This window comes from Parahaliea mediterranea (assembly GCF_017255185.1).
Classification (GTDB): Bacteria; Pseudomonadota; Gammaproteobacteria; order Pseudomonadales; family Halieaceae; genus JAFKCZ01.
The window spans coordinates 82729-107861 of the sequence record NZ_JAFKCZ010000005.1 but is presented as its reverse complement, the minus strand read 5'-3'; the positions used below and the strand labels follow the sequence as shown (position 1 = coordinate 107861).

Genomic DNA, 25133 nt, shown 5'->3' with positions numbered 1-25133 from the left:
TGGCAGCTTGTTTCCGCCACACTGCAAGACAATCGCTTCAGGAAATCCCTATGAACAACGCACGACTGCGCCGCGCGCTACTCGCGGCGGTCCTCGGCACGAGCTCCAGCGGCAGCCTGGCCGCGGGCTTCTACCTGCAGGAAACCAGCGCCAACGGCCTCGGCCGCGCCTTCGCCGCCGAAAACACCGTGGGCGACAACGCCGCCATCCTGGCCCGCAACCCGGCGGGTTCGGCACTGTTCGAGACCCGCGAGCTCACCCTCGGCGTGATCCACGTCAACCCGGAAATCGACGCCCGCGGCGACGTCACCCTGATGGTGCCGGGCGGGCCGTCCATCACCATGCCCGACCAGGCCACGGACTACGCCACCAGTGCCTGGATACCCAATGCCCATCTCGCGCTGCCGGTCAACGAGCGCTGGTCCGCGGGCCTGTCCATGTACACCAACTTTGGCCTGGAAACCGACTTCGACGACGACTTCCTGGTCAGCCACATCGCCAACAAGACCGAACTGTTGAGCGTCAACCTGGCGCCCTCGGTGGCCTTCAAGATCAACGACACCTTCAGCATTGGCGCCGCCCTGAAGGTCCTCTACGCCGAGGGCACCATCCTCAGCAGCATCCCCGAGGACCTGGCCCTGGCGCCATCGCTGTCGGGCCTGGGCGTGCTCGAGCTGGAGGGCGACGCCTGGGAGCTGGGCTGGAGCGTCGGCGCGCTGTGGCAGCCAAACGCGGCGACCCGGGTGGGCCTGTCCTACCACTCGGAACAGAGCCCGGAACTGGAGGGCGAGCTGAGCTCCGACCTGCTGCCGGACCTGGCGGGCGGCGGCACCCTGGACGGCGCCGATGGCGAGCTGAGCGTCGACCTGCCGGACACCCTGGAACTGGGAATCTACCACCGCATGAACGCCAACTGGGGACTGGTGCTGGGCGCCATGTGGGCCGACTGGGCGGACTTCGAGGCCCTGGAGGCCTATGTGCCCGGCCAGGCCAACGCCGCGGGCGGCGAACTGTACAACCCGCTGTTGATCAAGGAAGAGAATTTCGAAAGCGGCTGGCGCTACAGCCTGGGCGCCGAGTACTACCGGGACCAGCTTACCCTGCGCGCCGGCTACGCCTACGACGAGGGCGCGGCCCGGGACGGCCTGAACCGCCGCCACACCGAGGAAGCAGGCCTCGACGTCACCTGGCGCACCCTGTCGATCCCCGACACCGACCGCCAGTGGCTGACCTTCGGCGCCAGCTACCAGGCCAGCGAGACGCTCAGCGTGGACGCCAGCCTCGCCTACCTGTGGGGCGACGGCGAGACCATCCAGGAATACGCCAACGTGCCGGTGCCGACCTACTTCGACGGCAAAACCACCACCACCCGGGCCTGGCTGCTGGGCGTGTCGCTCAACTACCGGTTCTAGAGTCGCCCGCCTCCGCGGCGAGCTCCGCCAGTACCGCCGCCGTGTGCTCCCCCAGCCGCGGCGGCGCCCGGTCATAGGCCACCGGCGTGCGCGACAGGCGAATGGGATTGCCCACCAGCTCCAGCGCGGGGTTGTCGGGGTGCGGCACATTGACCCGCATGTCGCGGGCCAGTATCTGCGGTTCGGCGAACACCTCCGCCACCGTGTTGATCGGTCCCGCCGGAACCTTCGCCTCTTCCAGCAGGGCGAGCCACTCGTCCTTGTCCCGCTCCAGCAGCGCCGCCTGCAGCAGGGGAATCAACCGCTCCCGGTGTTGCACGCGGTCGCGGTTGCTGGCGAAACGCGGGTCGTCCGCCAGCTCCGGCCGGCCCAGTACCTGCACGAAGCGCCGGAACTGGGCGTCGTTGCCCACCGCCACCACCAGGTGGCCGTCGCGGGCGACAAAGCTCTGGTAGGGCACGATGTTGGGATGGGCGTTGCCCAGGCGGGAGGGGTTCACCCCGCCGACCAGATAGTTGGTGGCCTGGTTGGCGAGGGTGGCGGCGGTCACGTCGAGCAGCGCCAGGTCCACGCTCTGGCCCAGGCCGGAGCGCTGCCGCTCGGCGAGGGCGGCGAGGATGCCCACGGTGGCGTAGAGACCGGTCATGATATCGGTCAGCGCCACCCCCACTTTCTGCGGCCCGGCACCCGGCTCGCCGTCGGGCGCGCCGGTCACACTCATCAACCCGCCCATGGCCTGCACCAGAAAATCGTAGCCCGGCCGGTCCTTGAGGGGGCCGGTCTGGCCGAAACCGGTAATGGAGCAATAGATAAGGCCGGGGTTGTCCGCCGCCAGGCTGGCGTAATCGAGACCGTAACGGGCGGCGTCCCCGACCTTGAAGTTCTCGATCACCACGTCGCTTTCGGCGGCGAGCTGGCGCAGGGTGGCCTGCCCCTCGGGGCTTTTCATGTCGACGCAAACCGACTGCTTGCCGCGATTGGCGCAGAGGTAATAGGCCGACTCCGCGGTCTCCCTGCCCGCCGCGTCCCGCAGGTAGGGCGGGCCCCAGCCGCGGGTGTCGTCGCCGGCGCCGGGGCGCTCGATCTTGATCACCCGCGCGCCCAGGTCCGCCAGGAGCTGGCTGGCCCAGGGGCCGGCCAGAATCCGCGACAGGTCGAGGACGCGCAGGTCGGAAAGCGCTCCGCTCATCCGAAGGCCGGGATATCGGTCTGGCTGCGGCCGAGGATCAGCGCGTGCACGTCGTGGGTGCCCTCGTAGGTGTTGACCACCTCCAGGTTCACCATGTGGCGCATCACCGGGTACTCATCGGAGATCCCGTTGCCGCCCAGCATGTCGCGGGCCTTGCGCGCGATCTCCAGGGACTTGCCGCAGGAATTGCGCTTGATCAGGGAGATCAGTTCCGGCGCGATCTGGCCGGCGTCCATCAGCTGGCCCGCGCGCAGGCAGCCCTGCAGGGCGAGGCTGATGTCGGTCTGCATGTCCGCCAGCTTCAGCTGGATCAGCTGGTTGGCGGCCAGCGGCCGGTCGAACTGCTTGCGCTCCATGGTGTAGTCACGGGCGGCGTGCCAGCAGGCCTCCGCCGCGCCCAGGGCGCCCCAGGCGATGCCGTAGCGGGCGTTGTTGAGGCAGCCGAAGGGACCCTTCAGGCCCTCCACGTTGGGCAGCAGGTTTTCCGCCGGCACGAAGACCTCGTCCATCACGATCTCGCCGGTGATGGAGGCGCGCAGGGCCAGCTTGCCCTCGATCTTGGGGGCGCTGAGGCCGTCCATGCCCTTTTCCAGCACAAAACCGCGGATCTTGCCGTCGTCGGTCTTGGCCCAGACCACGAACACGTCGGCGATGGGGCTGTTGGTGATCCACATCTTGGCCCCGGAGAGTTTGTAGCCGCCGTCCACCGAGCGGGCGCGGGTGACCATGGAGCCGGGGTCGGAACCGTGGTCAGGCTCGGTGAGGCCGAAACAGCCGATCCACTCGCCGCTGGCGAGTTTCGGCAGGTACTTCTCGCGCTGCTCCTCGGTGCCGTAGGCGTAGATCGGGTACATGACCAGCGAGGACTGCACGCTCATCATCGAGCGGTAGCCGGAATCCACCCGCTCCACCTCGCGGGCGATCAGGCCGTAGGAAATGTAATCCACCCCGGGGCAGCCGTAGCCGTCGATGGTGGCGCCGAGCAGGCCGAGTTCGCCCATCTCGCGGAAAATCGCCGGGTCGGTGGACTCGGCTCGGTAGGCCTCGCGCACCCGCGGCGCCAGTTGCCCCTGGGCGTACTGGGCCGCGCTGTCGCGCACCATGCGCTGCTCGTCACTGAGTTGCAGCTCCAGCAGGAAGGGGTCCTGCCAGTTCAGTTTCTGCCACTTTTTTTGCTGTGCCATGGGTCGATCCATCCGTCGCTGAATAGTCCCTTCAAAGTAGCAGAGCCCACTACATTTATAAAATATATGTTATATATAGAATTCATATATAAAATATATTGAATATGGACCTGCGCAAACTCGACATCTTCGCCACCGTCGCCCGCCTGGGCAGCTTCAGCCAGGCGGCGCAGCAACTGCACATGGCGCAGCCGGCGGTGAGCATCGCGGTGCGCAAGCTGGAGGAGGAGCTGGGGCTGGCGCTGTTCGACCGCAGCGGTCGCCGGGTGCGGCTGACCGCCGAGGGCCGGGAGCTGTGCCAGCGGGCCGAGGCCATTCTCGGGCAGGTGGCGGAACTGGAGCGCCAGTTCGGCGAGCGCCGGGGGCTGATGCGCGGCGAGCTCACGGTCAGCTGCCCCTCTATGGTGGCCACCTATTACCTGCCGGAATTCCTCGGTGAATTCCTCGGCGAGCACCCGGGGCTCACCGCCAGCGTCAGCCAGCTGGGCACCACGCACGTGCGCCGGCAACTGCTCGAGGGCGAGCTCGAGCTGGGGGTCATCAGCGAGGACGGCGCCGCCGACGAACTGGCGCAGCTGGAGCGGGTTCCGCTGCTGGAACAGCCGATACTGCTGTGCATGGCCGAGCACCACCCCTGGGCCGGGCGGGCGCGGATCGATATCGAGGAACTGCACGGCTCGCCGATGGTGGTGTACGAAAGCGGCTACTTTATCCGCGACCAGCTGGATCGCCTGTGCCGGGCGCGCGACGTCAGCCCCGAGCTGCGCATGCAGAGCAATTTCCTGCCGCTGCTGGTGCGCATGGTGAAGCAGGGCCTGGGCACCACCATCGGCCTGGAAATCATGGCCGCCGGCGAGCCGGGGATCGTCGCGGTCCCCCTGGCCGGGGACGCCCGCCTCCGCATGTCGCTGGCCAAGCGCCGGGGACGCGCCATCTCCCGCGCCAACCAGGCCTTTTTGGATTGGGCGGCATTCAAGTTATGATGCCGGACTTTTAATAATACGCCGACAGCATGCGCGACCTGACCGAGTACAGCCAGCACCTCGCCCACCTGATCGCCGAGGTGCGCACGCCACAATTCCCCGCGCGACTGATCGCGACCCTGCGCGGCCTGGTGGCCATCGACGACGCCACCGTGGTGGTCTATCCCGAACGGGAGTACCCGGTGATCGACTACTTCGAGGTACCCAACGACGGCGGCAGCTCGACCCTGGACCGCTTCGTCAGCGGCGCCTTCGTGCTCGACCCCTACTATATCGCCGGCACCGAAAACCGCTTCGGCCTGTATCGCCTGCGCGATTTATCGCCGGCCGGCTTCCGCGACAGCGAGTACTACAAAAACTGGTACCGCAATTGCGGCTACAAGGATGAGTGCGGCTACATCGTGCGCCTGAGCGAGACCGGGTTCGCGAACATCGCCCTGGGCAAGACCCGGCCCCGCGGCAGCTTTAGCCGACAGGAAGTGGGCACCCTGCACAGCGTGTTGCCGGTGATCGAAACCCTCTGCCGGCAGCACTGGCAGCGCGATATCGAGGCCGCCCCCGGCAGCGTGGACCTGCGCAAGAAACTGCACGAGGCGCTGCGCGCCTTCGGCGAAAGCCTGCTCACCGAGCGCGAGACCCAGGTGATCCACCTGGTGCTGCACGGCCACAGCACCAAGACCGTGGCGGAAAAACTATCCATCTCCATCGAGACGGTCAAGCTGCACCGCAAGCACGCCTATGCCAAGCTCGAGGTCAGCTCCCAGGCCGAGCTGTTCTACCTCTTCCTCGATTCGCTGATGAGCGCGAAGGACTATCAGGGGGGCGACACCCTGGTGGCGTACCTGCAGCCACCGCAATAGCGGCGCACAATTCCGTCTGGCCTGAAAAACAGGTAAATGCTTTAGGCGGTTCAGTGCCAGCGAACCAGGGACCGCGCTTCACCCACACAACGGAGACGGGGGGCCTGTTCACACTCACAGGCGCGCGATGGGCTTGGTCAAACCAGCGCTCTCTGGTATCTTTCCGGCCGCTCGAAACCTGGATATATGGTATGTTCCTGTCCCGCGCATTTTTCTCCCTTAACCGGCCAGATCATTAAATCCGGATTCCACCATTTCGCGCTTAATTTAAACACGAAAAAGAGCCTTTCACATGAAGCAAGCCGTTCGTCCTTTGTTGGCGTTAGTCTCGGTATTTATCCATTCTCTCGCCCATGCGGCACCGGCACTGGAGGTCGATGGCATCCCGAGTTCGGGCTCTACCACCCCCTACGGTAACTGGGGTGTTACTTATACGGGCACTTTTCAGGGATATATCAGCCAGTCCTTCATCGCGAACACCTCGGTGATCAGTGGGGCTGCGATGTACCTCGGCGTGCGCGCGGGGGGCAACGCCACCAACGAAGCCATCCTGAGTATTAGGTCAGGGGGAGCAAACGGTGCGGTACTGGCACAGAAAAATTTTACCGTTATGGCGACTCATGGATGGCAAGGCGTAACCTTTGACGCACCCATCAATGTGACGAACGGAGGCGAGTACTATCTCCGGCTAGACGATGCCGACGGGCACACCGATCCCGGTGCCGGTGATTTCGTCGATGTGGCAGCGCACTTCGCTCAACCCGCGCCGACCATTTACTCTAGCGGAATGGCCTATGTCAACACCTCCGCGTACAGCAGTGGCGACCACAATTTTAGAATCTACGCCTCGGGCGGCCCGCCCACGCTCCCCGGCGCCCCCACCATCGGCACCGCCACGGCGGGCAATGCCCAGGCGACGGTGGCCTTCACGGCCCCCGCTAATGACGGCGGCGCGGCGATCACCGGCTACACCGCCACCAGCGCGCCGGGCGGCCTGACCGGCACCTGCTCCAGCTCGCCCTGTACCGTTGCGGGATTGACCAACGGCACGGCCTACACCTTCACGGTGGTGGCGACCAACAGCGCGGGTAACAGCCCGGCCTCCGCCGCAAGCAACGCGGTGACCCCAGCAGCGACCGTTCCCGGCGCCCCCACCATCGGCACCGCCACGGCGGGCAATGCCCAGGCGACGGTGGCCTTCACGGCCCCCGACAATGACGGCGGCGCGGCGATCACCGGCTACACCGCCACCAGCGCGCCGGGCGGCCTGACCGGCACCTGTTCCAGCTCGCCCTGTACCGTTGCGGGATTGACCAACGGCACGGCCTACACTTTCACGGTGGTGGCGACCAACAGCGCGGGTAACAGCCCGGCCTCCGCCGCGAGCAACGCAGTGACCCCAGCGACCGTTCCCGGCGCACCCAGCATCGGCACCGCCACGGCGGGCAATGCCCAGGCGACGGTGGCCTTCACGGCCCCCGCCAATGGCGGCGGCGCGGCGATCACCGGCTACACCGCCACCAGCGCGCCGGGCGGCCTGACCGGCACCTGCTCCAGTTCGCCCTGTACCGTTGCGGGATTGACCAACGGCACGGCCTACACCTTCACGGTGGTGGCGACCAACAGTGTCGGTGACAGCCCGGCTTCGGCATCGAGCAACGCGGTGACGCCCGAACAGGACTCCGATGGCGACGGCACGCTGGATACCAACGATGCCTTTCCCAGCGACCCGGTGGAGGATGTTGATACGGACGGTGACGGCATCGGCGACAACGGCGACGCCGGCGGTACGGGTATCGGTATCCGGGTGCTTGGCGCGCCCCTCGGCTGTACCTTCGGCGGGCCGGTGGAGAATAGCACCGCCCACCTCGATACCGCCCCGGGCGAAGCGCTGGACAAGCAGCTGCATTTCACGTTGAACGGCTGCGGCGCGTCGGTGACCATCGAGGCGCTCTTTGGCGAAGACCTTCCCCCCCGCAGTGTGGCCTACAAGGTCTCCGCCAGCGGCGAGTGGGTGGAAATACCCGGCGCAACCATCGCCGGCAACAAAATCACCTACACCGTGACCGACAATGGCCCCCTGGACGACGACGCCGTACTGGGCCAGATCACCGACCCGGTCACCGCCGTGGTGCCGCCCATCGAACCCGTCCCCGTGTTGCCGGTGTGGCTGCTGGCCGCACTGGGTAGCCTGATAGGCCTGGCGGGCCTCAGGCACTATTCGCGATAGCTCGCGCTGCACGATTCACCCCAAAGCCCGGCATTCCCTGCCGGGCTTTTTTTTGCGGCCCGCGACCCCCACGGACGCACCGGCGCCACCACCATCGGCGAACCTACCCCTTGGCCCACGCAAGCTCACAGGCTGGCGTCGTACTCCATCGGCGTCACCTGGCGATCGAACTCGTCGATTTCCTGTTGTTTGATCAGGGTGTATACGCGCTGGAACTCGGCGCCGAAATTGTCCTGGATAAAGGCCGAGTCGGCGAAACGCGCCAGGGCCTCGGGCCAGTAGCGGGGCAGGCTGGGGGGCAGCTGTTCGTAGGCATTGCCCTCCAGCGGAGCCGGCGCCTCCAGTTGCTGCTCGATGCCCTGCAGTATCCCGGCCAGGATCGCCGCCAACACCAGGTGGGGGTGGGCATCGGCACCCGCCACGCGGTGCTCGATGCGGGTCGCCGCCGGGGCGTCGGCGGGCACGCGGATCGACACCGTGCGGTTCTCGTAGCCCCAGCAGGGCGCCATCGGCGCGTGGGAGCCGCGCTGGAAGCGGCGGTAGGAATTGAGATTGGGCGCCAATAGCAACATGCTGTCGGCCATCCCCGCCATGCAGCCGGCGATGGCCTGGCGCAGCAGGGGCGTGCCCTGGCCGGTACCGTCGTCGAAGGCGTTGTGGCCCGCCTCGTCCAGCAGGCTGCAGTGCACGTGCATGCCGTTGCCCGCCAGGTCGCCGAAGGGCTTGGCCATGAAGGTGGCGCGCAGGCCGTGTTCCCGGGCCACTCCCTTGATCGCCCGCTGCAGCATTACCGCCTGGTCGGCGGCCCGGAGCACGTCGTCGCTGTGGTAGAGGTTGATCTCGTACTGGGACGGCGCGCTCTCCTTGATCAGGGTATCCACCGGCAAACCCTGGATATCGCAGGCATCGCGAATGGCGTGCATCAACTCTCCCATCTCCGCCATGGTGTCCAGGCTATAGGTTTGCCCGGCCCCCGTGGCGCCGCCCACCCGGTCGGTCTGGGTGTGCACCGGCCGCCCCAGTTCGTCCTGGCGGTCCTCGAGCAAGTAGAACTCCATCTCGGTGGCCATCACCGCGGTAAGGCCCCGGGCCCGCAGGCGCTCGTCCAGGGCGCGCAGCAGGTAGCGACTGTCCAGGGGACTGGGGCTGCCATCGGGTTCGCGCATGGACACCAGCACCTGGCCGGTGGGACGGCTCCCCCAGGGCACCCGCGCCAGGGTGTCGATGTCGGCCTCGCAGTAACCGTCACCGTCACCGGAGTCGAACACCCAGGCCTCCACGTCGCGGCCGAAGACATCGAAGGCCAGCGAGCTGGCGGGCAGCTTGAGCTCCCCGGCGAAGACCTTGTGGATCTTGTCGCGGGTCACCCACTTGCCGCGCATGCCGCCGGCGATGTCCGGGAGGATCACCTCGAACACTTCGATGTCGGGGTTGTCGTCGAGAAAGGCCTGGAGGCGCTGGGCGGTATCCGCCATGAGAGTATTCCGTGTTATGTGGCTGGCCGGGCGCCAAAACACCACCTTTGGGGTAATGGCGATCGCGGGTCGTTGTGACAAACTTGACCGGTAAATTAAACACTTTTCAGCGAACCGCGACTATAACACTTCCGGGTAGACCCCCGGCACAGCGGCGCACCGCCCACAAGGCACACGCACCGGAGAAACCACGCTATGGACATCAAGGCCGATACCGCCGCGCTGCGGCAGCTGGACCGCGCTCACCACCTGCACCCCTTCACCGACCTGCAGGACTATGCAGAGCACGGCGGGCGCATCGTGAACCGCGCGGAGCACATTTATATCCATGACACCGACGGCAACAAGATGCTCGACGGCATGTCCGGCCTGTGGTGCTGCAACCTCGGCTACAGCCAGCACAGCATCGCCGAGGCGGTCTACCGCCAACTGCGGGAGCTCCCCTACTACAACAACTTCTTCAAGTGCTCCAACCAGCCCGCGGTGGAACTGGCCAAGGCCCTGGCCGAGGTAACGCCCGCGCAGTTCAAGCACGTGTTCTTCACCAACTCCGGCTCCGAGGCCAACGACACCAATATCCGCCTGGTGCACCGCTACTTCGACCTGCTGGGCAAGCCGGAGAAGAAACTCTTTATCAGCCGTAAGAACGCCTACCACGGCTCAACCATCGCCGCTGGCTCCCTGGGCGGAATGGCGCCCATGCACAAGCAGGCCATCGGCCTGACCTACGTCCACCACATCAACCAGCCCCACTGGTTCGAGAACGGCGGCGACCTCGGCGAAGCCGAATACGGCCTGCAGGTGGCGCGGGAACTGGAGGCCAAGATCGAGGAGCTGGGCGAGGACAAGGTGGCGGCCTTCATCGCCGAGCCGGTGCAGGGCGCCGGCGGCGTGATCATCCCGCCGCAAACCTACTGGCCGGAAATCCAGCGCATCTGCGACGAGCGCGACATCCTGCTGATCGCCGACGAAGTGATCTGCGGCTTCGGCCGTACGGGCAAGTGGTTCGGCAGCGAGACCTACGGCATCAAACCGCAACTGATGACCTTCGCCAAGGCGATCACCAACGGCTACATGCCGCTGGGCGGGGTAATGGTGGGCGACCAGGTCGCCGACGTGCTGCTCTCCGGGGGCGGCGAGTTCACCCACGGCCTGACCTACTCGGGCCACCCGGCGGCCTGCGCCGCGGGCCTGGCGACCCTGGAGATCCTGCGCGGCAGCGACATTATCGAAACCGCCGCGGAGCAGATCGCGCCGCACTTCCAGCGCCGCCTGCGGGAATTCGAGGGCCACCCAATCGTGGGCCAGGTGCGCGGCCAGGGGATGTTCGCGGCGCTGGAACTGGTGGCAAACAAGGCTTCCCGCGAGCGCCTGGCGCCGGAAAGCCGCGGCGCGGTGTTCTGCCGCGACCGCGCCAACAGCAACGGCCTGATGGTGCGCCAGACCGGCGACGCGATGATCATGGCGCCGCCGCTGGTCTGCTCCACCGATGAAATCGATATCCTGATCGAGAAGCTGGGTATCGCGCTGGACGAAACGGCGAGCCACTTCGGCGTCAAATAGTCTTTCCCCTTGCCCGGCCCTGGCGCCGGGCTTTTTTGGATTCGCGGCGCGATGCCAGTGTGTTGTATGATCATCCAATTAACACCCAGCGACTTCTCAATGTGTGTCTTTCCATGCAAGGGGCTGCCTCCGCCGCATGGGCAATGACCCGGAAGCCACTGGCTTCCATGTCACCGCCATCGCAAGAGAACCTCCCTATGGCGACGCTACCCCGCGAGCAACACTCACCGGCAACCAGGACAGCGACCGACCGGAAACCGGAAGTCGGCAGGGCGGGAACGGCGCAATCACCTGGCCAGCAGTGCCTCGAAAGTCCCGCGCCGGGAGAAGAGCCCCTCGGGTTCAAGCGCCTGCTGGTGATTTTGATGTCGAGTCATATCGGCGTGCGCTCCCATGCCAGGCGGGAGGAGGACTTTCGGCGCGCGAACGGCCTCCACGTGGTTATCGCTGGCGGGGTGTACTTCGCGCTCGTCATCGCCGCGCTGGTACTCCTGGTCAATCTGATAGCCGGCTGACCGCCGCATGCCCCCGGAAACGGCTACACCCTCGCCCCGGGAGGCCTACGCGCTGGCCGCGCAGCAACCGGGCTTCGTCGACGACCCCGCACAGCGCAAGGCAATAGACGCGCTGGAGCACCGCTTTGCCGCTTTGCACTCCGGCGGGAGATTAACGCAACCCGGACTCTACCTGTGGGGGCCTGTCGGTCGGGGCAAAACCTGGCTGATGGACCTGTTCCATCGCTGCCTGCGCATCCGCTCACGGCGTCAGCACTTCCACCATTTCATGCGCTGGGTACACCGCCGGCTCTTTGCCTTGACAGGAGTCGCCGATCCCCTGAAGCACCTGGCCGGTGAGTTGGCCAGCGACATACAGGTGCTGTGCTTCGACGAGTTTTTTGTCAGTGATATTGGCGACGCCATGCTGCTCGGCCCCCTGTTCCAGGCCATGATCGACGCCGGCATCGTGATTGTCGCCACCTCCAATCAGGCCCCGGATCAACTCTACGCCGATGGTTTCAACCGCGAGCGCTTTGTGCCCGCCATCGCCGCCCTGCAGGATCACATGCAGGTCGTGGAACTGGACGGCGCCCTGGACCACCGCCAGCACCCGCGCGCCGGCGAGCAACGGTACTGGGTCGATAACCGGCGCGCCCTGGCGGAGGTCTTTTCCAGATTGCGCGGCCCGGCCCCTGCCTCCCACAAGCCTCGCGCCCTGAATGGCCGCTCTGTGGCGGTGGTGCAAAGCTGCGCAAGCGCAATCTGGTTGCGCTTTGCCGACATCTGCGAGCAGCCCTTCGGCGCGCAGGATTTTATGGCCCTGTGCGATCACTACCCGGCAATCCTGCTGGAAGGCGTTCCCGGTCTCAGCGGCCAATGCACGGCCCAAAGAATTGCACGTGGCACGGAGGACGCCGCGCACCAGGTCGCGGCGGGGGATCGTCAGCTACCGGCCCTGTCCGTCAAGGACGACAGCGTGCGGCGATTCATCGCGCTGGTGGATGAATGCTACGACCGGGGCGTACCGCTGTATGTCGAGGCCGCCGTGCCCTTGCTTGAGCTGTACACCGCCGGGCACTTGATCGCGCCGTTTCGGCGCACCCTCAGCCGGCTACAGGCCATGCAATACCGTCAGTTTTAGCGGGCTGTGCCCCGCTCACGGCCGCCGGGAACCGCGAAGGGATCAAGCCGCGCCGCCAAATGCGTGAAGCGCTGCCGCAGCGCTCTCTCCAGGCTATCGAGGCGACTGGAATCCGGCGCGACGGCATCGTATCGAGTGGCGGAGGCGAAAAGCACGGAGTTTTCACTGGAAGCTCCAACCAGGACCGTCGGAAAAACAGCACCCAGCGTCTGAAGGAATGCGCGCCGCTCTCCCTGCCGGCCGAGAAAATTGATCACCAGCCACCCATCCTCCCGCAGAACCCGGCGACACTGTTCCAGAAACGTCTGTTGCACCTGCCCCGGCGCCATCTGGCAGGCATCGTACATATCGGAGAAGATGATCTCGCTGCTATTGCTTTCGATAGCCGCGATTTCCTCAAAGGCATCGCCAAGCGTGAAACGGGTCCGCTGGTCGTCTGGCAACTGAAAATATTCCCTGGCGATATCGACAACCAATGGCCTCAGTTCAACAATATGAAAATGGCATTGGGGCTCCACGTGATGCAAGGTGCGCAACAGGCTCCCGCCGCCCAGCCCAAGCAAGGTGACGTGCACAGGCTCGACCAAGGCAGTAGCGAGCGCCATAAACTGGGTATATTGATGCACGAGCTGACAAGGACGGGAGCGCTGCATACAGCTTTGCTCGAACGAGGAATCAAAACTCAGTATCCGCTGGTTGCCGTCATCGACAACCAGAATATCCCCGTACTCGTCCCCGGCCGTATGAATGATCTTGCCGCCATAGTGAACTGGCGGGCAATGACGATTGGTAAACTGATGCAATGGTGTACTTGCTCCCGCAAGGTGATTTGTCGGAATCAGCGCCAGGCGGGACGGCCGCCAGCACGCTGCTCATACATAATTTACAGAAACACCGTAAATTCCTTCAGGCCGATCGTTCGGCCGAGTTCAACCAGGCTGTTCATGTCTTCCGTCGCGATGGGGGTATCCTCGTTGTCCGCCAGAATGAAAGACTTCTGCTCGGTATCGCGGAGCATGACAAACCACTGCTCCCGGTTCCCGGGACTGACCCTGACCTGGGCCGCTTCCCAGCGGCCCTGTTTTCCCAATTCAATGGCCTCATTCAATTTCATGTGGAGGTTCTCTGGCTAGTACATTATCGATGGCGAGCTCCAGGCTCGAGAAAGACATATCCAGGGGGGTTTTCCCGCTGCCGCGCGCCCTGGCGAGTGTTTTCATGGGCTGAAACTGCCAGGCGGCAAAAACGAGCTGCACCTGGTGTTTCTCGCAATGCGCCATCAGTTTTTCCATGGCCGCCAATCCGCCGGCATCCAGATACGAACTGTAGCGAACGTTGAGTATCATGCCATCGATGCCCTCGGCATGCTGGGCGAGCTCCGCAAAGATCCTGTCGGCGGCGGCAAAGAAAAGCGGGCCGCGCACCTTGAACACCTTCCAGTTCGCCGGCATTTTCCGCTGAACAAACTCCCGGCTATCGCTAATCTCCACGACACGGGTAAGCGCCGCGATCTCCCTCATGAACAACAGGGAAGCCAGCACTATTCCCACCGTAATCGCGATCACCATATCAAACAGAACCGTGAGCAAAAGACAGGACAACAGCACCAGCACATCGCCCTTCGGTGAGTGTTTGACCAGCCTGGCGGATTTGCGCGCTTCACTCATATTCCAGGCGACCACCATAAGCAGCGCCGCCATCGCCGGCATCGGCACCAGGGCCAAAACCCCGGCCAGCAACAACAATCCGAGCAACACCACCGCGGCGTGAATCACCGCTGCGATGGGTGAAACGGCACCCGCCTTGAAGTTGGTGGCCGAGCGTGCAATGGCGGCGGTTGCGGTGATGCCACCAAAGAAGGGGGTAAACACATTCGCCACGCCCTGGGCCAGCAATTCGCTGTTCGCGCTGTGGCGCTTGCCGGACATGCCATCCAGCACGACGGCGCACAGCAGCGACTCGATAGCCCCCAGCATCGCAATCGCGAACGCTGCCGGCAACAAATCGGCGACAAGGTCCAGGGACAGGCCCAGCGGCTCCCCGTCCGCCCCCGGGCGGTTCCAGGGCCACTCGAAGGCCGGCAGAAATGGGGGAATACCCGCCGCCTCGGTCCCGTCGGGCGTCAAATAGTGAAACCGTGAACCGATGGTATCCACGTCGACACCCATGTTTTGGCAGAGCACACCTAGCAAACACGCGAAAACCAGGGCCGGCAGGTGGGGCGGGACCGGGCTCCCGAGGCGCGGCCAGAGCAGCATCACGGCGAGCGTGAAGGCGGCAACTGAAACGCTCCCAATATCGAATCGCGGCAGATGGGCGGCAATCACCCGCGCCTTGCCGACAAAGCCTTCCGGCAGTGCCGGCAGATCCAGCCCCATGAAATCCGGGATCTGCAGCACCACGATCACAATCGCGATGCCGCCGGTAAAGCCCAGTGTCACCGACTCGGGAATGTACTCAATGAAACGCCCCAGGCGCGCAAAGGCCATGCCAATCAGTATGAACCCGGCCATGATCGAGGCGAGCAGCAGCCCGGCCAACCCGTATTTGCCGGCCAGTGGGTACAGAATAACGACAAACGCGGCTGTCGGCCCCGAAATGCTGAACCGACTACCACCGGCCAGTGCGACCAAACCGCCGGCGATAATCGAAGTGTACAAACCGTATTGGGGCGGCACGCCGCTGGCGATGGCCAGCGCCATTGCCAGCGGGATGGCAATGACGCCGACGGTGACGCCCGCGGCCAAATCCCTCATCAAATCGCCCCGGCCGTAGCCCTCGGCGATCGACTCCCGAAGCGCGTGCCCCAACCGCAGTGAAAACAGGTGCTGGCGATGTGGCATCGGCGGTCTCCTGGCGGGGGTGGGCCTAACCCGAGGGAATCCCGGGGCAGTGCAATAGCCATGACATTATAATGCTATTAACATATAATTATCCATAAATTGGCATTTACTTAGCATTGGTGCAAACCAAGGACAACCTGATGATTGAATCCCAGCTAGGAGAACAACTGTTAAGCTACGGCATAAGCGGCCCGACGGAGATTCTCTACAACCCCGACTACGACACCCTGTTTCGGGAAGAGACCCGTCCGGAATTGAGCGGCTACGAAGCGGGCCGTGTCACCAACAGCGGCGCCGTGGCCGTCGACACGGGCATTTTTACCGGCCGCTCACCCAAGGATAAGTATTTCGTCAAGGACGCGACGACCCGCGACACCCTGTGGTGGTCGGATCAGGGCGCCAACGACAACAAGGCCATCACCCCGCAAACCTGGCAGTCGCTGAAGGCCCTGGTGGGCAACCAGCTCAGTGGCAAACGCCTCTTCGTGAACGATCTTTTCTGCGGCGCCAACCCCGCCAGTCGCCTGCGCGTGCGCTTTGTCACCGAAGTCGCCTGGCAATCGCATTTCGTCACCAACATGTTCATTCGCCCCGACCGGGATGAACTGGAGAACTTCGAACCGGACTTCGTGGTGCTCAATGGCGCCAAAACCACCAACCCGGACTGGGAATCACAGGGCCTGAACTCCGAGAATTTCGTCGCCTTCAATATGACCGAGCGGATGCAGCTCATTGGCGGCACCTGGTACGGCGGCGAAATGAAAAAAGGCCTTTTCTCGGTGATGAACTACCTGCTGCCGCAGCGGGGCATCGCCTCAATGCACTGCTCGGCGAACGTGGGCCGCGATGGCGATACCGCGGTCTTTTTCGGCCTCTCCGGCACCGGAAAAACCACGCTCTCGACCGACCCGAATCGCGCCCTGATCGGGGACGACGAGCACGGCTGGGACGACAATGGCATCTTCAACTTCGAAGGCGGTTGCTATGCCAAAACGATCAACCTGAGCCGGGAGCAGGAACCCGAGATTTACGCCGCCATCAAACGCAATGCCCTGTTGGAAAATGTAACGGTAAACCCGCAAGGCGATGTGGATTTCGACGATGGATCGAAGACGGAAAACACGCGCGTGTCCTACCCGATCGATCATATCGACAACATCGTCAAACCGGTTTCCGTGGGCGGACACGCGACCAGAGTCATCTTTCTCACCGCCGACGCCTTCGGCGTGCTGCCGCCGGTTGCGCGCCTGACAAAAGCCCAAAGCGAATATTATTTTCTCTCGGGCTACACCTCCAAGCTGGCCGGAACGGAGCGCGGCATCACCGAACCGACACCGACCTTTTCCGCCTGTTTCGGCGCGGCGTTTTTAAGCTTGCATCCCACGCAATATGCCGCGGTCCTGAAACAGCGCATGGAGCGGGCCGGCGCCCGGGCCTACCTGGTCAACACCGGCTGGAACGGCAGCGGGAACCGGATATCGATCGGCGCGACGCGGCGTATTATCAACGCCATCCTCGACGGATCGATCGATGAGGCCGATACCATCGAGCTGCCGATATTCGGCCTGGACATCCCCACCTCGCTCGCCGGCGTAGACAGCACGCTGCTGGACCCCCGGTTGACCTATGCGGATGCGGGGGACTGGACACAAAAAGCCTCCTCGCTGGCCGACAAGTTCGTCGCCAATTTCGAACGCTTCACCGATACACCCGAGGGCGCGGCACTCACCAGCGCAGGCCCCGGGGCAATACCCCGGCAATAACCGGGCAACACACGGAGCCGCTGGGACCGGCGGCTCCGTTTCGGTACACTGGCATGCTAATCAAATTAACATAAGCACCCGACGCAGAAAGAGCAATGCAATGGAAAAACGTACCGCACGATTAACGGTTCTGGTAGACCCGCAAAAAAAAGCGACTTTCGAGAGGCTATGCGAACAGGAAGACGTGACTCCCTCCCAGAAAATTCGCCAGTTCATGCGCGATTACATTGAACAGGCCCTGGGGCCTGACTGGAAGGAGCAGGTGTTCAACGACGGCGAGGAACGCAAGTGACAGCCGCGCGGCCCGGGGCATCAATCGCCCACCACTCGCGACGGTAACTTCTCAAAACCAGCTCAACTATCTAGCCCCGACACCCGGAAATCAGGGTTACCCCGGCAGGGCCCTCTACGTACACTGGCCATCACCAGCATCAGGAGGGCCACACAATGAGCCAGCAGCGTCAGGTACTGAACAAAACCAACATGGGCATGACCGGCGGCCAGCCGCTGGAAGCCGGCGACGGCATCGAGGCATTGCGGCGCAGCGTGCAGCAGCTCATGGACATCGAGGCCATCAAACAGCTCAAGCACGCCTACTTCCGCTGCATCGACACCGCCAACCTCGACGAACTCACCACCCTGTTTCACGACGACGTACTCGTGCACTTCGTCGGCGGCACCTACGAGTGGAAAGTGGAAGGCAAACAGGCCTACGTCGACAACATCCGCGGCGCCTTCAACAGCCGCGCGGTGGGCCACCACAACGGCCATCATCCGGAAATCGAAATTATCAGCGACACCGAGGCACGGGGCATCTGGTACCTGGCCGACGACATGTGGATGCTCGACCACAAGGCCCACACCCGCGGCACCGCCCTCTACTGGGACCGCTACCAGAAAATCGACGGCAAGTGGCTGATCCGCGAAACGCGCTACGAGCGGCTGTACGAACTCAACCGCCTGCTGCCGGAGAGCCCCAAGTTCAGCTCGCACTATCTCGGCGCCCACGGCGCGCCCGCCGCAAGCCAGGGTTAGCTAGCCCGGCGCCCGGAGGCCCGGCGCCCGGAAGCCCGGCGCCCGGAAGCCCGGCGCCCGGAAGCCCGGCGCCCGGAAGCCCGGCGCCCGAAAACCCGCGCTCAGGCTGGGTCCTGGCGGCGCGGGTTGGGCAGCTCCGGGTCGACTTTGCGGCGCCAGCTCGACACGCCGTTGCGCAGCTCGCTGGCGCGGACGGTGACCGCCTCGTCCCACATCGCCTGGCTGCTGCTGTTGATGACATTGAAGCGCACTACCGGGTCCGCCTGGGTCATGTCGAAATCCACGATACCGGCGTTGTAGCCGCCGGTGTAGGGTTCGCGCAGGCGCACCTCCGGCACCTCGATGGGCTCGGGAATCGGCGTGTCCTGGGCCAGGCCGGAGCTGACGAACTCGAACAGGTCGTAGCCGCCCTGCTCCGACCGGGGAATACAGTTGGCCTCGGCGCGGTGCACGTCGCCGGACATCAGCAGGACACCTTCGATGCCCTCGTCGCGGATGAAATCGAACAGCTCGTCCCGCTCGTGGCGATAGCTGGTCCAGTTGTCCTCGCCGAAGGCGGCGGGATTGTGGGACCAGCCGCCGCCGATGATCAGCAGCTTGAACGCCGTGGCGCTGCGCTTGAGTTCGCCCTTGAGCCAGGCCTTCTGGCTTGCACCGAGCATGGTCTTGCCAGGGCCGTCGGGGGCGTCGTTGGGCGTGCGGTGATAGCGGTTGTCCAGGAAGAAGCAGTCCACGCCACCGTAGTGATAGCGGAAGTACACCCCCGGCGCGTCGGCCGTGCCGTAGGCGGGATTGGCCCAGTAGCGCTGGAACAGCCGCAGGCTGTCCTCGCGCATGGGACTTTCGCTGTCGTGGTTGTTGAGGCCGTAGTCGTGGTCGTCCCAGATCGCCAGCTGCGGCACCCGCGTGCCGAAGGCCTGGTATTCGGGCACGGCGCGCTGGATCTTGTACAGGTCCGACATGATCCCCGGTTCGACGGTATCGGCGTAGATATTGTCCCCCAGCCAGCAAAACAGGTCCGGCTGCCAGCGCTCCAGCGCGCGCCAGATGGGCTGGCGCGGGAACTCCTGCCAGCGGGCGCAGGAGCCGAAGCCGAGACGGAAGCGCGCGGGACCGGCGGGGGCGGTGCGGAAGCGGAAGGGCGGCCTGGTTTCCAGGTATTTGGCGGGCTCGCCGTCGACATAGGGGCGGTAGTAGTAGGTGGTATCCGGCGCCAGCTCCCGCAGCGCCACGCGCACGGTGAAATCGTCCTCGGGCACCGCCGGCACCGCATCACTGAAACGGGCGTCGGCGAGATCCTCCGAAGTACCGTAGCGCACAGTGACCGGGAAGCGCCCGCTTGCACGCATCCACAGCAGGACACTGTCTGGGCCGACGGCGCCGGGCATTGGCCCGTGCAACAGGCGGGGATAACCCTGCTCGCTGCGCGCCAGGGCTTCCCGCACCGCAACTGGCAGCAGTGGCAGGGATCCGCCGGCCAGGGCCAGGGATTGTAGGAATCTGCGGCGAAGCTGTTTCATGGTCACTCCTGTTCACTGAAATCGATGGTTACTGCCAGGCCGGGCGCCGCGTCGCCGAGGCTGACCCGGGCGCGATGCAGTCGCGCGATGGCGCGAACGATGGACAGGCCCAGGCCGGTGCCCTCGGTGTGCCGGCTGCGATCCAGGCGATAGAGGCGCTGGAACACGCGCTCGCACTCGGCCGACGGTATGCCCGGGCCGTTGTCCCGCACGGTCACCTTGCACCCGCCCTGGATCACCTCGATGCGCGCGCCTTGACCGGCGTACTTGATGGCGTTGTCCACCAGGTTATAGAGGGCCCGGAACAACAAGCTGGGATCGCCCCGGACCGGTCCGGGTTCACGGCACACCAGGTGCAATGTCTGGCCGTGCTCCTCCGCCACGGGGGCCAGCAGGGCGGTCACGTCACCGGCTATCGCTGCGAGGTCACAGGGCTCGCCCTCCAGGTGCAATGCGCCCTTTTCCAGCCGCGACAGTTCCAGCATGGCCTCAAAGGTCTCCAGTACCGTATCGAGATCGGCAAGGGTGTCGTCAAGCCAGGGCGCGGCGCCGGCTCCACTGCTCGCCTCCTCCAGACGCAGGCGAATACGCGACAGCGGCGTGCGCAGGTCGTGGGCAATGTTGTCGGTCACGCTGGCCACCGACTGCAGGAGCTCGTCGATTTCGTCGAGCATGCCGTTAACCTGGCGGGCGATGGCGTCGTACTCATCGCCCTGCGCCCGGGCGGGCAGGCGCGTGTTCAAGGCGCCACTCTGGATACGCGCCATGCCCTCGCCCAGCAGACGCACCCGTCGCACAATGCGGCGGTTGAACAACAAGCCCGCCACCACCGTCACCAGCAGCGCAATGGCCAGGGCGATGAGCGAAGCCAGCAGGAACTCGCGCCGGTATTGCTCCCGATCCCCCTCGATGCGCGCCACCATCAGCTTGCCATCGGGCAGCGGCAGGACCGTGCCCAGGGCAATACTGAGAGAGGGTTCGCCCTGCAGGTCGGCCACCCCCAGGGGAAAGCGGGCCGTCGCCGGGTAAGCCGGCAGATCCGGCGGCAGTCGGCTGAGATTGCCCACCACCTGGCCGCGCGTTTCCATGGCCAGCAGTGTATCCACGGCGTGCCGCGACCGGGACTTGATCAGCCGTCGCAGCGACTCACTGCCAGCGGCATCGCCCTGGGCCAACTGGCGAAAAGTGGCGGCGGCGGCGAGCACGCTCTGCTGTAGCTGCCGTTCCCGTTCCGACTGGGTAATCCAGTACACCGCCCACAATACGCCGGCGTTTACCAGCAGCACGATCAGGGTAAATACCAGGGTCAGACGCCAGGCCGAGGTCCGTGTGCCCACTACCTCACCACATAGCCCGCACCGCGCACGGTCTGGATCAGCGGCGTGCGACCGCCTTCCTCCAACTTGCGGCGCAACTTCGCCACGTGCACATCGATAACATTGGTTTTGGGGTCGAAGTGGTAGTCCCACACCGCCTCGAACAGTAAAGTGCGCGACACTACCTGGCCGCGGTGCTCCAGCAGGTGGCGCAATAGCTGAAACTCCTTGGGCTGCAGGCGTATCTCCACACCGCCGCGCGTGACCCGGCGCCCCACCAGGTCCATCACCAGGTCGTCGGCCGCCAGCTCCGTTACCCGCTGGCCGGTATTGCCGGAGCGCTGCAACAGATTGTCGATTCGCAATTGCAACTCGGCGAAGGAGAAGGGTTTGGCCAGGTAATCGTCGCCGCCGGCACGCAGACCCTTGATGCGCTCATCCACGTGCGACAGGGCGCTGAGTATAATCACCGGCGTGGTGTCACCGGCCGCGCGCAATGCCGACAGCACCGACAGGCCGTCGAGCTGGGGCAACATGCGATCCAGTACCACCAGGTCGTAGTGGGCGGTGGTTGCCTGGTGCAAGGCGTCGACACCGTTGTCCGCCTCGTCCAGCGCGTAGCCCTGCTCGCGCAGGCCCTTGGCGAGATAGTCCCGGGTGGTGGCGTCGTCCTCGACCAGCAGCAGCTTCATCAGCGCCCGCTACTGGTCAGCGAGGGAATCACCTGACCGCTGTCGATGTCGAGCAGCAAGTCCCGTTCACCCTCGGGGCCGATAAACTCCAGCTTGAAGTAGCGAACCCCGTGTTCCAGCTCGACCTCGGCCTCCTCCAGCAGCTCTCGTTCACCACTGGCCGCGGCTTCCAGTGCCCGGCGCAGGGAGTAGCCCGACTCGTCCAGGGCGCGCGCCGCCTTTACGTCGTCGTCCTTGCAGATCACCGAGCAGCTCACCGACTCCTGCTGCTGCGATACGCTGCCATCTGCGACCGCGATGCGCAGCTCGTGGCGGGTGTTGCCGTCGAGATCCATCAGCTTGAACTCGTGGAACAAAGCGCCGTCGTCCTCCTCCAGCTCGTATTCATAGGCCACCGCGTCCACGGTTTGCTCGGCGATGTCCAGGGCCTTGGCCATGGTGACGCCCGAACGGTCCATGGCGTAGAGCGCCAGCGCCGCCTCCTCGAGATCATCTCCGGATATCGCCGGCGCGATCACCAAAATACCGGCAAGCAGGCCGGCCGCGCTCAGTGTGTATTTCATCTGTCTGTCCTCCGGGTGGTTGATGCGGCAACACTAACCCGGGCGCCGTGAAGCCCGTATTGGGCACAGATTAACAATTGTTCATGTACAGCCTGTGAAACAACAACCTAGTTCACCGGCGACTCGTCCACAGCGCTGTGCGCGTGGACCACATTGCACAGCGCTGGATAGATGCCCTCCGCCGCCGCCAGTACCGGGCAGCCCCGCAACAGCACCTCTTCGCTCTCCAGCTCGGCATTGCTGCGCCCGCCCGCCTCGCGCACCAGCAGGGCAGCTCCCAGACAATCCCAGGCGTTCATGTGCGGTTCGTAGTAACCGACCAGACGGCCCGCGGCAACATAGGCCAGGCTGAGCGCGCCGCTGCCGCTACGGTGAAACATGCCATCGGCGCGCAACAGGCGGGTCATGGGCTCCAGGGTCGCCGCGGGCGGCACCCGGTTGGAATAGCCCAGGCCTACCAGCCCGTCGGCGAGTGAGCGCGCCGCGCTGGCGCGCACCGGGCGGGCGTTGAGCGTGCAACCCCCGCCGTGGCGAGCGGCGAACATTTCGTCCCGGTTCGGGTCATAGACGACGCCGATCAGGGTGCGCCCTCCCCGGACGTAGGCCAGTGCCACACACCAGGAGGTGATATTGCTGACAAAAGGCTGGGTGCCGTCGATGGGGTCTACCACCCACACACCCTGGCCCGGCTCGGCGGCAAAGGCCTCGCAACTCTCCTCTCCCAGGAACGCATCCCCGGGGAAGCGCCTGGCCAGTTCGTCACGCAACAGCTGCTCGGTGTTCAGATCCGCCTCGGTGGCCATGTCCTGGACACCCTTGCTATGGACCGTGAGGCTACCCAGGTCGGCAAAGCAGCCGGCGGCGAAACTGCCGCCGATGCGCGCGATTTCACAGGCCTGCGCCAGGCGCTCGTCAAGTTCCGCCGGTGTCACTACATGCCCTCCCTCTGTGTAAGCACATTGAACAGCGCCCGTTCGCAGCGCCGGTTGACCAGGAAGTGCTTGCTCACCGCGGGGGTGGTCATGGTGACCTCCACTTCCCGAAGCTCGTCCAGGTGCTGGAACAACGCCACGGTCAGGCCCGCGGGCGGGGCATCACCCGAACACTGCAGACGGTACTCCCCCAATAGCGCGTTCTCGTCCCGCGTCACTGACGCCGCTTGCGGCGCACATGTGGGCCCCGCATCCACTACATTGGCGGCGCTCGCCAGTACCTGGCCGGCGGGCATCCAGTCTAGTGCACCCCGGGGTATAGTGACGACGGCGTTGAGCACACCTACCTCATCCAGTTGCATATCCAGCACCGTCACTTCCGCCCGGTGCTGCCAGTGTTCGGCCCCGTGTCGCTCGCAGAACTCCATCGATCGCTCGCCACCACAGCCGGATGCCAGCAGCACCAGGCACAGCCATACCAGTCTAGTCTGTCGCACGCACCCTCCACAGGCTGGCCGCCAGCACCAGCGAGAACACCGACGCCCCGACCCAGAACAGGATGGGCACGCTGTAATCATAGAAGTACACCCGGGACTCCAGGTCGCCGTGGGGAAAGCGCAGCACCAACTCACTGTCGGAGATCAACTTGCCGCTGATGTAGTCCTGCAAGCCGGCCCCCAGGTAACTGAAAATGCCAATAAAACCCATGGCGGCGCCGGCGACGCGCTTGGGCGCGATATCGATCGCAAACAGGCCGCCGAGAGAGGCCAGTATACCGCTGAGACCGAAACCGTAGACCACCAGCGCGGCCGCGAGTACAACCGGCTCATTGGGGCCCCAGAAAATCACCACCAGGGGCAGCAACTCCATCAGCCCAAACAGCAGATTGGCGGGCGGGCGGCGGGCGTCGAACCACTTGTCGGAGACAAAACCGTAGGCCACGCAACCCAGAATGCCCGCCGCGGTATTGAGGAAAATGAACAGATTGGCGTCGAACAGGTCGAAGCCGCGAATCTCCTGCAGATAGACATTGCCCCAACTGTTGATGGCGTAGCGGGTGACGTACATGCTGGAGCTGGCCAGTGCCAGTATCCAGATGGAGGGCATCGCGAGAATGCGCAATTGCGTGCGCCACACGCTGTCGCCGTGGGCCGCCGCCTGCGCCAACGCGCCGTGATCGCCGCGCCAGTTGGCCACCGAAGGCAGGCCCTGCGCCTGCGGGCGATCGGGCAGGTAGCGCAGCACCAGCGCCGCTGCGAGCACGCAGATGACCGCCGGCACCCAAAACCCCCAGTGCCAGTCGAGGCCCAGGCCCTTGGGGGCCGCGGCGATCAGGAAAGCCACGCCGAGATAGGTCAGGCCTTCGCCAATGGAATGGGCGGTGCTCCAAATACCGTAGTAACGCCCGCGCTCGTGATTGCTGTACCAGTGGGCCAGCGACACCACACTGGACGGCGCGCCGAAACCCTGGAACCAGCCATTGAGCCCCCACAACAGCGCCGATACCCACAACAGGTCGGAAAAACCCATACCGAAGTTGGCCAGCGCCGACAGGAACAGGCCCGCCGCGAAGAAGCGTCCGACGTGGGCGTGGTCCGCCAGGAAGCCATTGGTGAATTTGCCCACGGCGTAACCGTACAACAGCGCCGAGCCGATGATGCCCAGTTGTTCGGGAGTAAAAATACCGGCGTCCATCAACGGCTTTTTCACCACGTTGAGCGCCAGGCGACAGACGTAACCCAGCCCGTAACACAGTGTGATCACCACAATCACATTGCGCCGGTGCAGGTGGAACTGCCGATCGACGTCCGCCGCGGTCGCCGTCACCGGGCGATCCCGCCCGGTCGTGAAGACCTTGAGCATGTTCATGCTATTGCTGAGACCCTGCGCCACTGTAACCTCATACTATATCGATAACAGAGGGGGCCCGTGAGC

The 25133-nt window shown here is 64.7% G+C and carries 23 protein-coding genes; 10 read left to right on the top strand and 13 right to left on the bottom strand.

The features are described 5' to 3' along the window. Window positions 1–50 precede the first annotated feature (50 nt). The gene (locus JYP50_RS07425) at window positions 51–1412 is read left to right on the top strand and encodes an OmpP1/FadL family transporter (protein ID WP_206559866.1); all 1362 of its coding nucleotides are present in this window, start codon (window positions 51–53) and stop codon (window positions 1410–1412) included. Here JYP50_RS07425 and JYP50_RS07420 read toward each other — a convergent pair. Further along, window positions 1396–2601: a CaiB/BaiF CoA transferase family protein gene (locus JYP50_RS07420; protein ID WP_206559865.1), complete on the bottom strand. Its 1206-nt coding sequence runs from the start codon at window positions 2599–2601 to the stop codon at window positions 1396–1398. The two genes, JYP50_RS07425 and JYP50_RS07420, sit on opposite strands and share 17 nt — an antisense overlap. Next, window positions 2598–3785 carry an acyl-CoA dehydrogenase gene (locus tag JYP50_RS07415; RefSeq protein WP_206559864.1) on the bottom strand — a complete coding sequence of 396 codons (1188 nt, stop codon included), beginning with the start codon at window positions 3783–3785 and terminating at the stop codon, window positions 2598–2600. The genes JYP50_RS07420 and JYP50_RS07415 overlap by 4 nt, the downstream gene beginning before the upstream one ends. A 104-nt stretch (window positions 3786–3889) precedes the next feature. On the opposite strand from JYP50_RS07415, the gene JYP50_RS07410 reads away from it, so the two are divergent. The 3 genes from JYP50_RS07410 to JYP50_RS07400 all read left to right on the top strand — a co-directional run bounded on the left by JYP50_RS07410 (window position 3890) and on the right by JYP50_RS07400 (window position 7858). Continuing rightward, complete coding sequence (locus tag JYP50_RS07410) at window positions 3890–4768, top strand: LysR family transcriptional regulator (protein ID WP_206559863.1); 879 nt, start codon at window positions 3890–3892, stop codon at window positions 4766–4768. Window positions 4769–4797: 29 nt separating this feature from the next. Further along, complete coding sequence (locus tag JYP50_RS07405) at window positions 4798–5628, top strand: response regulator transcription factor (protein ID WP_206559862.1); 831 nt, start codon at window positions 4798–4800, stop codon at window positions 5626–5628. 658 nt (window positions 5629–6286) lie between these two features. Next, a complete protein-coding gene (locus JYP50_RS07400; protein WP_347136738.1) occupies window positions 6287–7858 on the top strand; it encodes a fibronectin type III domain-containing protein in 1572 nt (523 codons plus the stop codon). A gap of 125 nt (window positions 7859–7983) precedes the next feature. Here JYP50_RS07400 and JYP50_RS07395 read toward each other — a convergent pair whose 3' ends face one another. Beyond that, window positions 7984–9333, bottom strand: a complete 1350-nt coding sequence (locus tag JYP50_RS07395) for a glutamine synthetase family protein (protein ID WP_206559860.1) — start codon at window positions 9331–9333, stop codon at window positions 7984–7986. A gap of 195 nt (window positions 9334–9528) precedes the next feature. Here JYP50_RS07395 and JYP50_RS07390 point away from each other — a divergent pair, with 195 nt between their 5' ends. The 3 genes from JYP50_RS07390 (at window position 9529) to zapE (ending at window position 12534) form a co-directional block, all read left to right on the top strand. Continuing rightward, window positions 9529–10896: an aspartate aminotransferase family protein gene (locus tag JYP50_RS07390; RefSeq protein ID WP_206559859.1), complete on the top strand. Its 1368-nt coding sequence runs from the start codon at window positions 9529–9531 to the stop codon at window positions 10894–10896. 365 nt (window positions 10897–11261) lie between these two features. Continuing rightward, a complete protein-coding gene (locus tag JYP50_RS07385) occupies window positions 11262–11411 on the top strand; it encodes a DUF2970 domain-containing protein (protein ID WP_206559858.1) in 150 nt (49 codons plus the stop codon). Window positions 11412–11418: 7 nt separating this feature from the next. Beyond that, a complete protein-coding gene (gene zapE, locus JYP50_RS07380; RefSeq protein ID WP_206559857.1) occupies window positions 11419–12534 on the top strand; it encodes a cell division protein ZapE in 1116 nt (371 codons plus the stop codon). On the opposite strand, the gene JYP50_RS07375 is transcribed toward zapE, so the two are convergent. The 3 genes from JYP50_RS07375 to dauA form a co-directional block, all read right to left on the bottom strand. Beyond that, complete coding sequence (locus JYP50_RS07375) at window positions 12531–13337, bottom strand: spermidine synthase (RefSeq protein ID WP_206559856.1); 807 nt, start codon at window positions 13335–13337, stop codon at window positions 12531–12533. The genes zapE and JYP50_RS07375 overlap by 4 nt on opposite strands. A gap of 80 nt (window positions 13338–13417) precedes the next feature. Beyond that, window positions 13418–13648, bottom strand: coding sequence for a hypothetical protein (locus tag JYP50_RS07370; protein WP_206559855.1), 231 nt, complete (start codon window positions 13646–13648; stop codon window positions 13418–13420). Next, window positions 13635–15377 carry a C4-dicarboxylic acid transporter DauA gene (dauA, locus tag JYP50_RS07365; protein ID WP_206559854.1) on the bottom strand — a complete coding sequence of 581 codons (1743 nt, stop codon included), beginning with the start codon at window positions 15375–15377 and terminating at the stop codon, window positions 13635–13637. Before dauA ends, JYP50_RS07370 begins: the two co-directional genes overlap by 14 nt. 140 nt (window positions 15378–15517) lie before the next feature. Between dauA and pckA the strand changes: the two genes are divergently transcribed. The 3 genes from pckA (at window position 15518) to JYP50_RS07350 (ending at window position 18175) form a co-directional block, all read left to right on the top strand. Further along, complete coding sequence (gene pckA / locus JYP50_RS07360; protein ID WP_206559853.1) at window positions 15518–17140, top strand: phosphoenolpyruvate carboxykinase (ATP); 1623 nt, start codon at window positions 15518–15520, stop codon at window positions 17138–17140. 100 nt (window positions 17141–17240) lie between these two features. Then, the gene (locus JYP50_RS07355; RefSeq protein WP_206559852.1) at window positions 17241–17432 is read left to right on the top strand and encodes a CopG family transcriptional regulator; all 192 of its coding nucleotides are present in this window, start codon (window positions 17241–17243) and stop codon (window positions 17430–17432) included. Window positions 17433–17587: 155 nt separating this feature from the next. Beyond that, window positions 17588–18175, top strand: coding sequence for a nuclear transport factor 2 family protein (locus tag JYP50_RS07350; RefSeq protein WP_206559851.1), 588 nt, complete (start codon window positions 17588–17590; stop codon window positions 18173–18175). A 101-nt stretch (window positions 18176–18276) separates the two neighbouring features. Here JYP50_RS07350 and JYP50_RS07345 read toward each other — a convergent pair whose 3' ends face one another. The 7 genes from JYP50_RS07345 to JYP50_RS07315 form a co-directional block, all read right to left on the bottom strand. Continuing rightward, window positions 18277–19695, bottom strand: coding sequence for an alkaline phosphatase D family protein (locus JYP50_RS07345; protein ID WP_206559850.1), 1419 nt, complete (start codon window positions 19693–19695; stop codon window positions 18277–18279). A gap of 2 nt (window positions 19696–19697) precedes the next feature. After that, the gene (locus JYP50_RS21770; protein WP_206559849.1) at window positions 19698–21032 is read right to left on the bottom strand and encodes an ATP-binding protein; all 1335 of its coding nucleotides are present in this window, start codon (window positions 21030–21032) and stop codon (window positions 19698–19700) included. After that, window positions 21032–21703 carry a response regulator transcription factor gene (locus tag JYP50_RS07335; RefSeq protein WP_206559848.1) on the bottom strand — a complete coding sequence of 224 codons (672 nt, stop codon included), beginning with the start codon at window positions 21701–21703 and terminating at the stop codon, window positions 21032–21034. The genes JYP50_RS21770 and JYP50_RS07335 overlap by 1 nt, the downstream gene beginning before the upstream one ends. After that, on the bottom strand, window positions 21703–22266 hold the full coding sequence (locus tag JYP50_RS07330; RefSeq protein ID WP_206559847.1) for a PepSY domain-containing protein: 564 nt from the start codon (window positions 22264–22266) through the stop codon (window positions 21703–21705). Before JYP50_RS07330 ends, JYP50_RS07335 begins: the two co-directional genes overlap by 1 nt. Window positions 22267–22373: 107 nt before the next feature. After that, window positions 22374–23198 carry an inositol monophosphatase family protein gene (locus JYP50_RS07325; protein WP_206559846.1) on the bottom strand — a complete coding sequence of 275 codons (825 nt, stop codon included), beginning with the start codon at window positions 23196–23198 and terminating at the stop codon, window positions 22374–22376. Then, window positions 23198–23695: a hypothetical protein gene (locus tag JYP50_RS07320; RefSeq protein ID WP_206559845.1), complete on the bottom strand. Its 498-nt coding sequence runs from the start codon at window positions 23693–23695 to the stop codon at window positions 23198–23200. Before JYP50_RS07320 ends, JYP50_RS07325 begins: the two co-directional genes overlap by 1 nt. Next, complete coding sequence (locus JYP50_RS07315; protein WP_206559844.1) at window positions 23682–25067, bottom strand: MFS transporter; 1386 nt, start codon at window positions 25065–25067, stop codon at window positions 23682–23684. The genes JYP50_RS07320 and JYP50_RS07315 overlap by 14 nt, the downstream gene beginning before the upstream one ends. Between the last annotated feature and the right edge of the window lie 66 nt (window positions 25068–25133).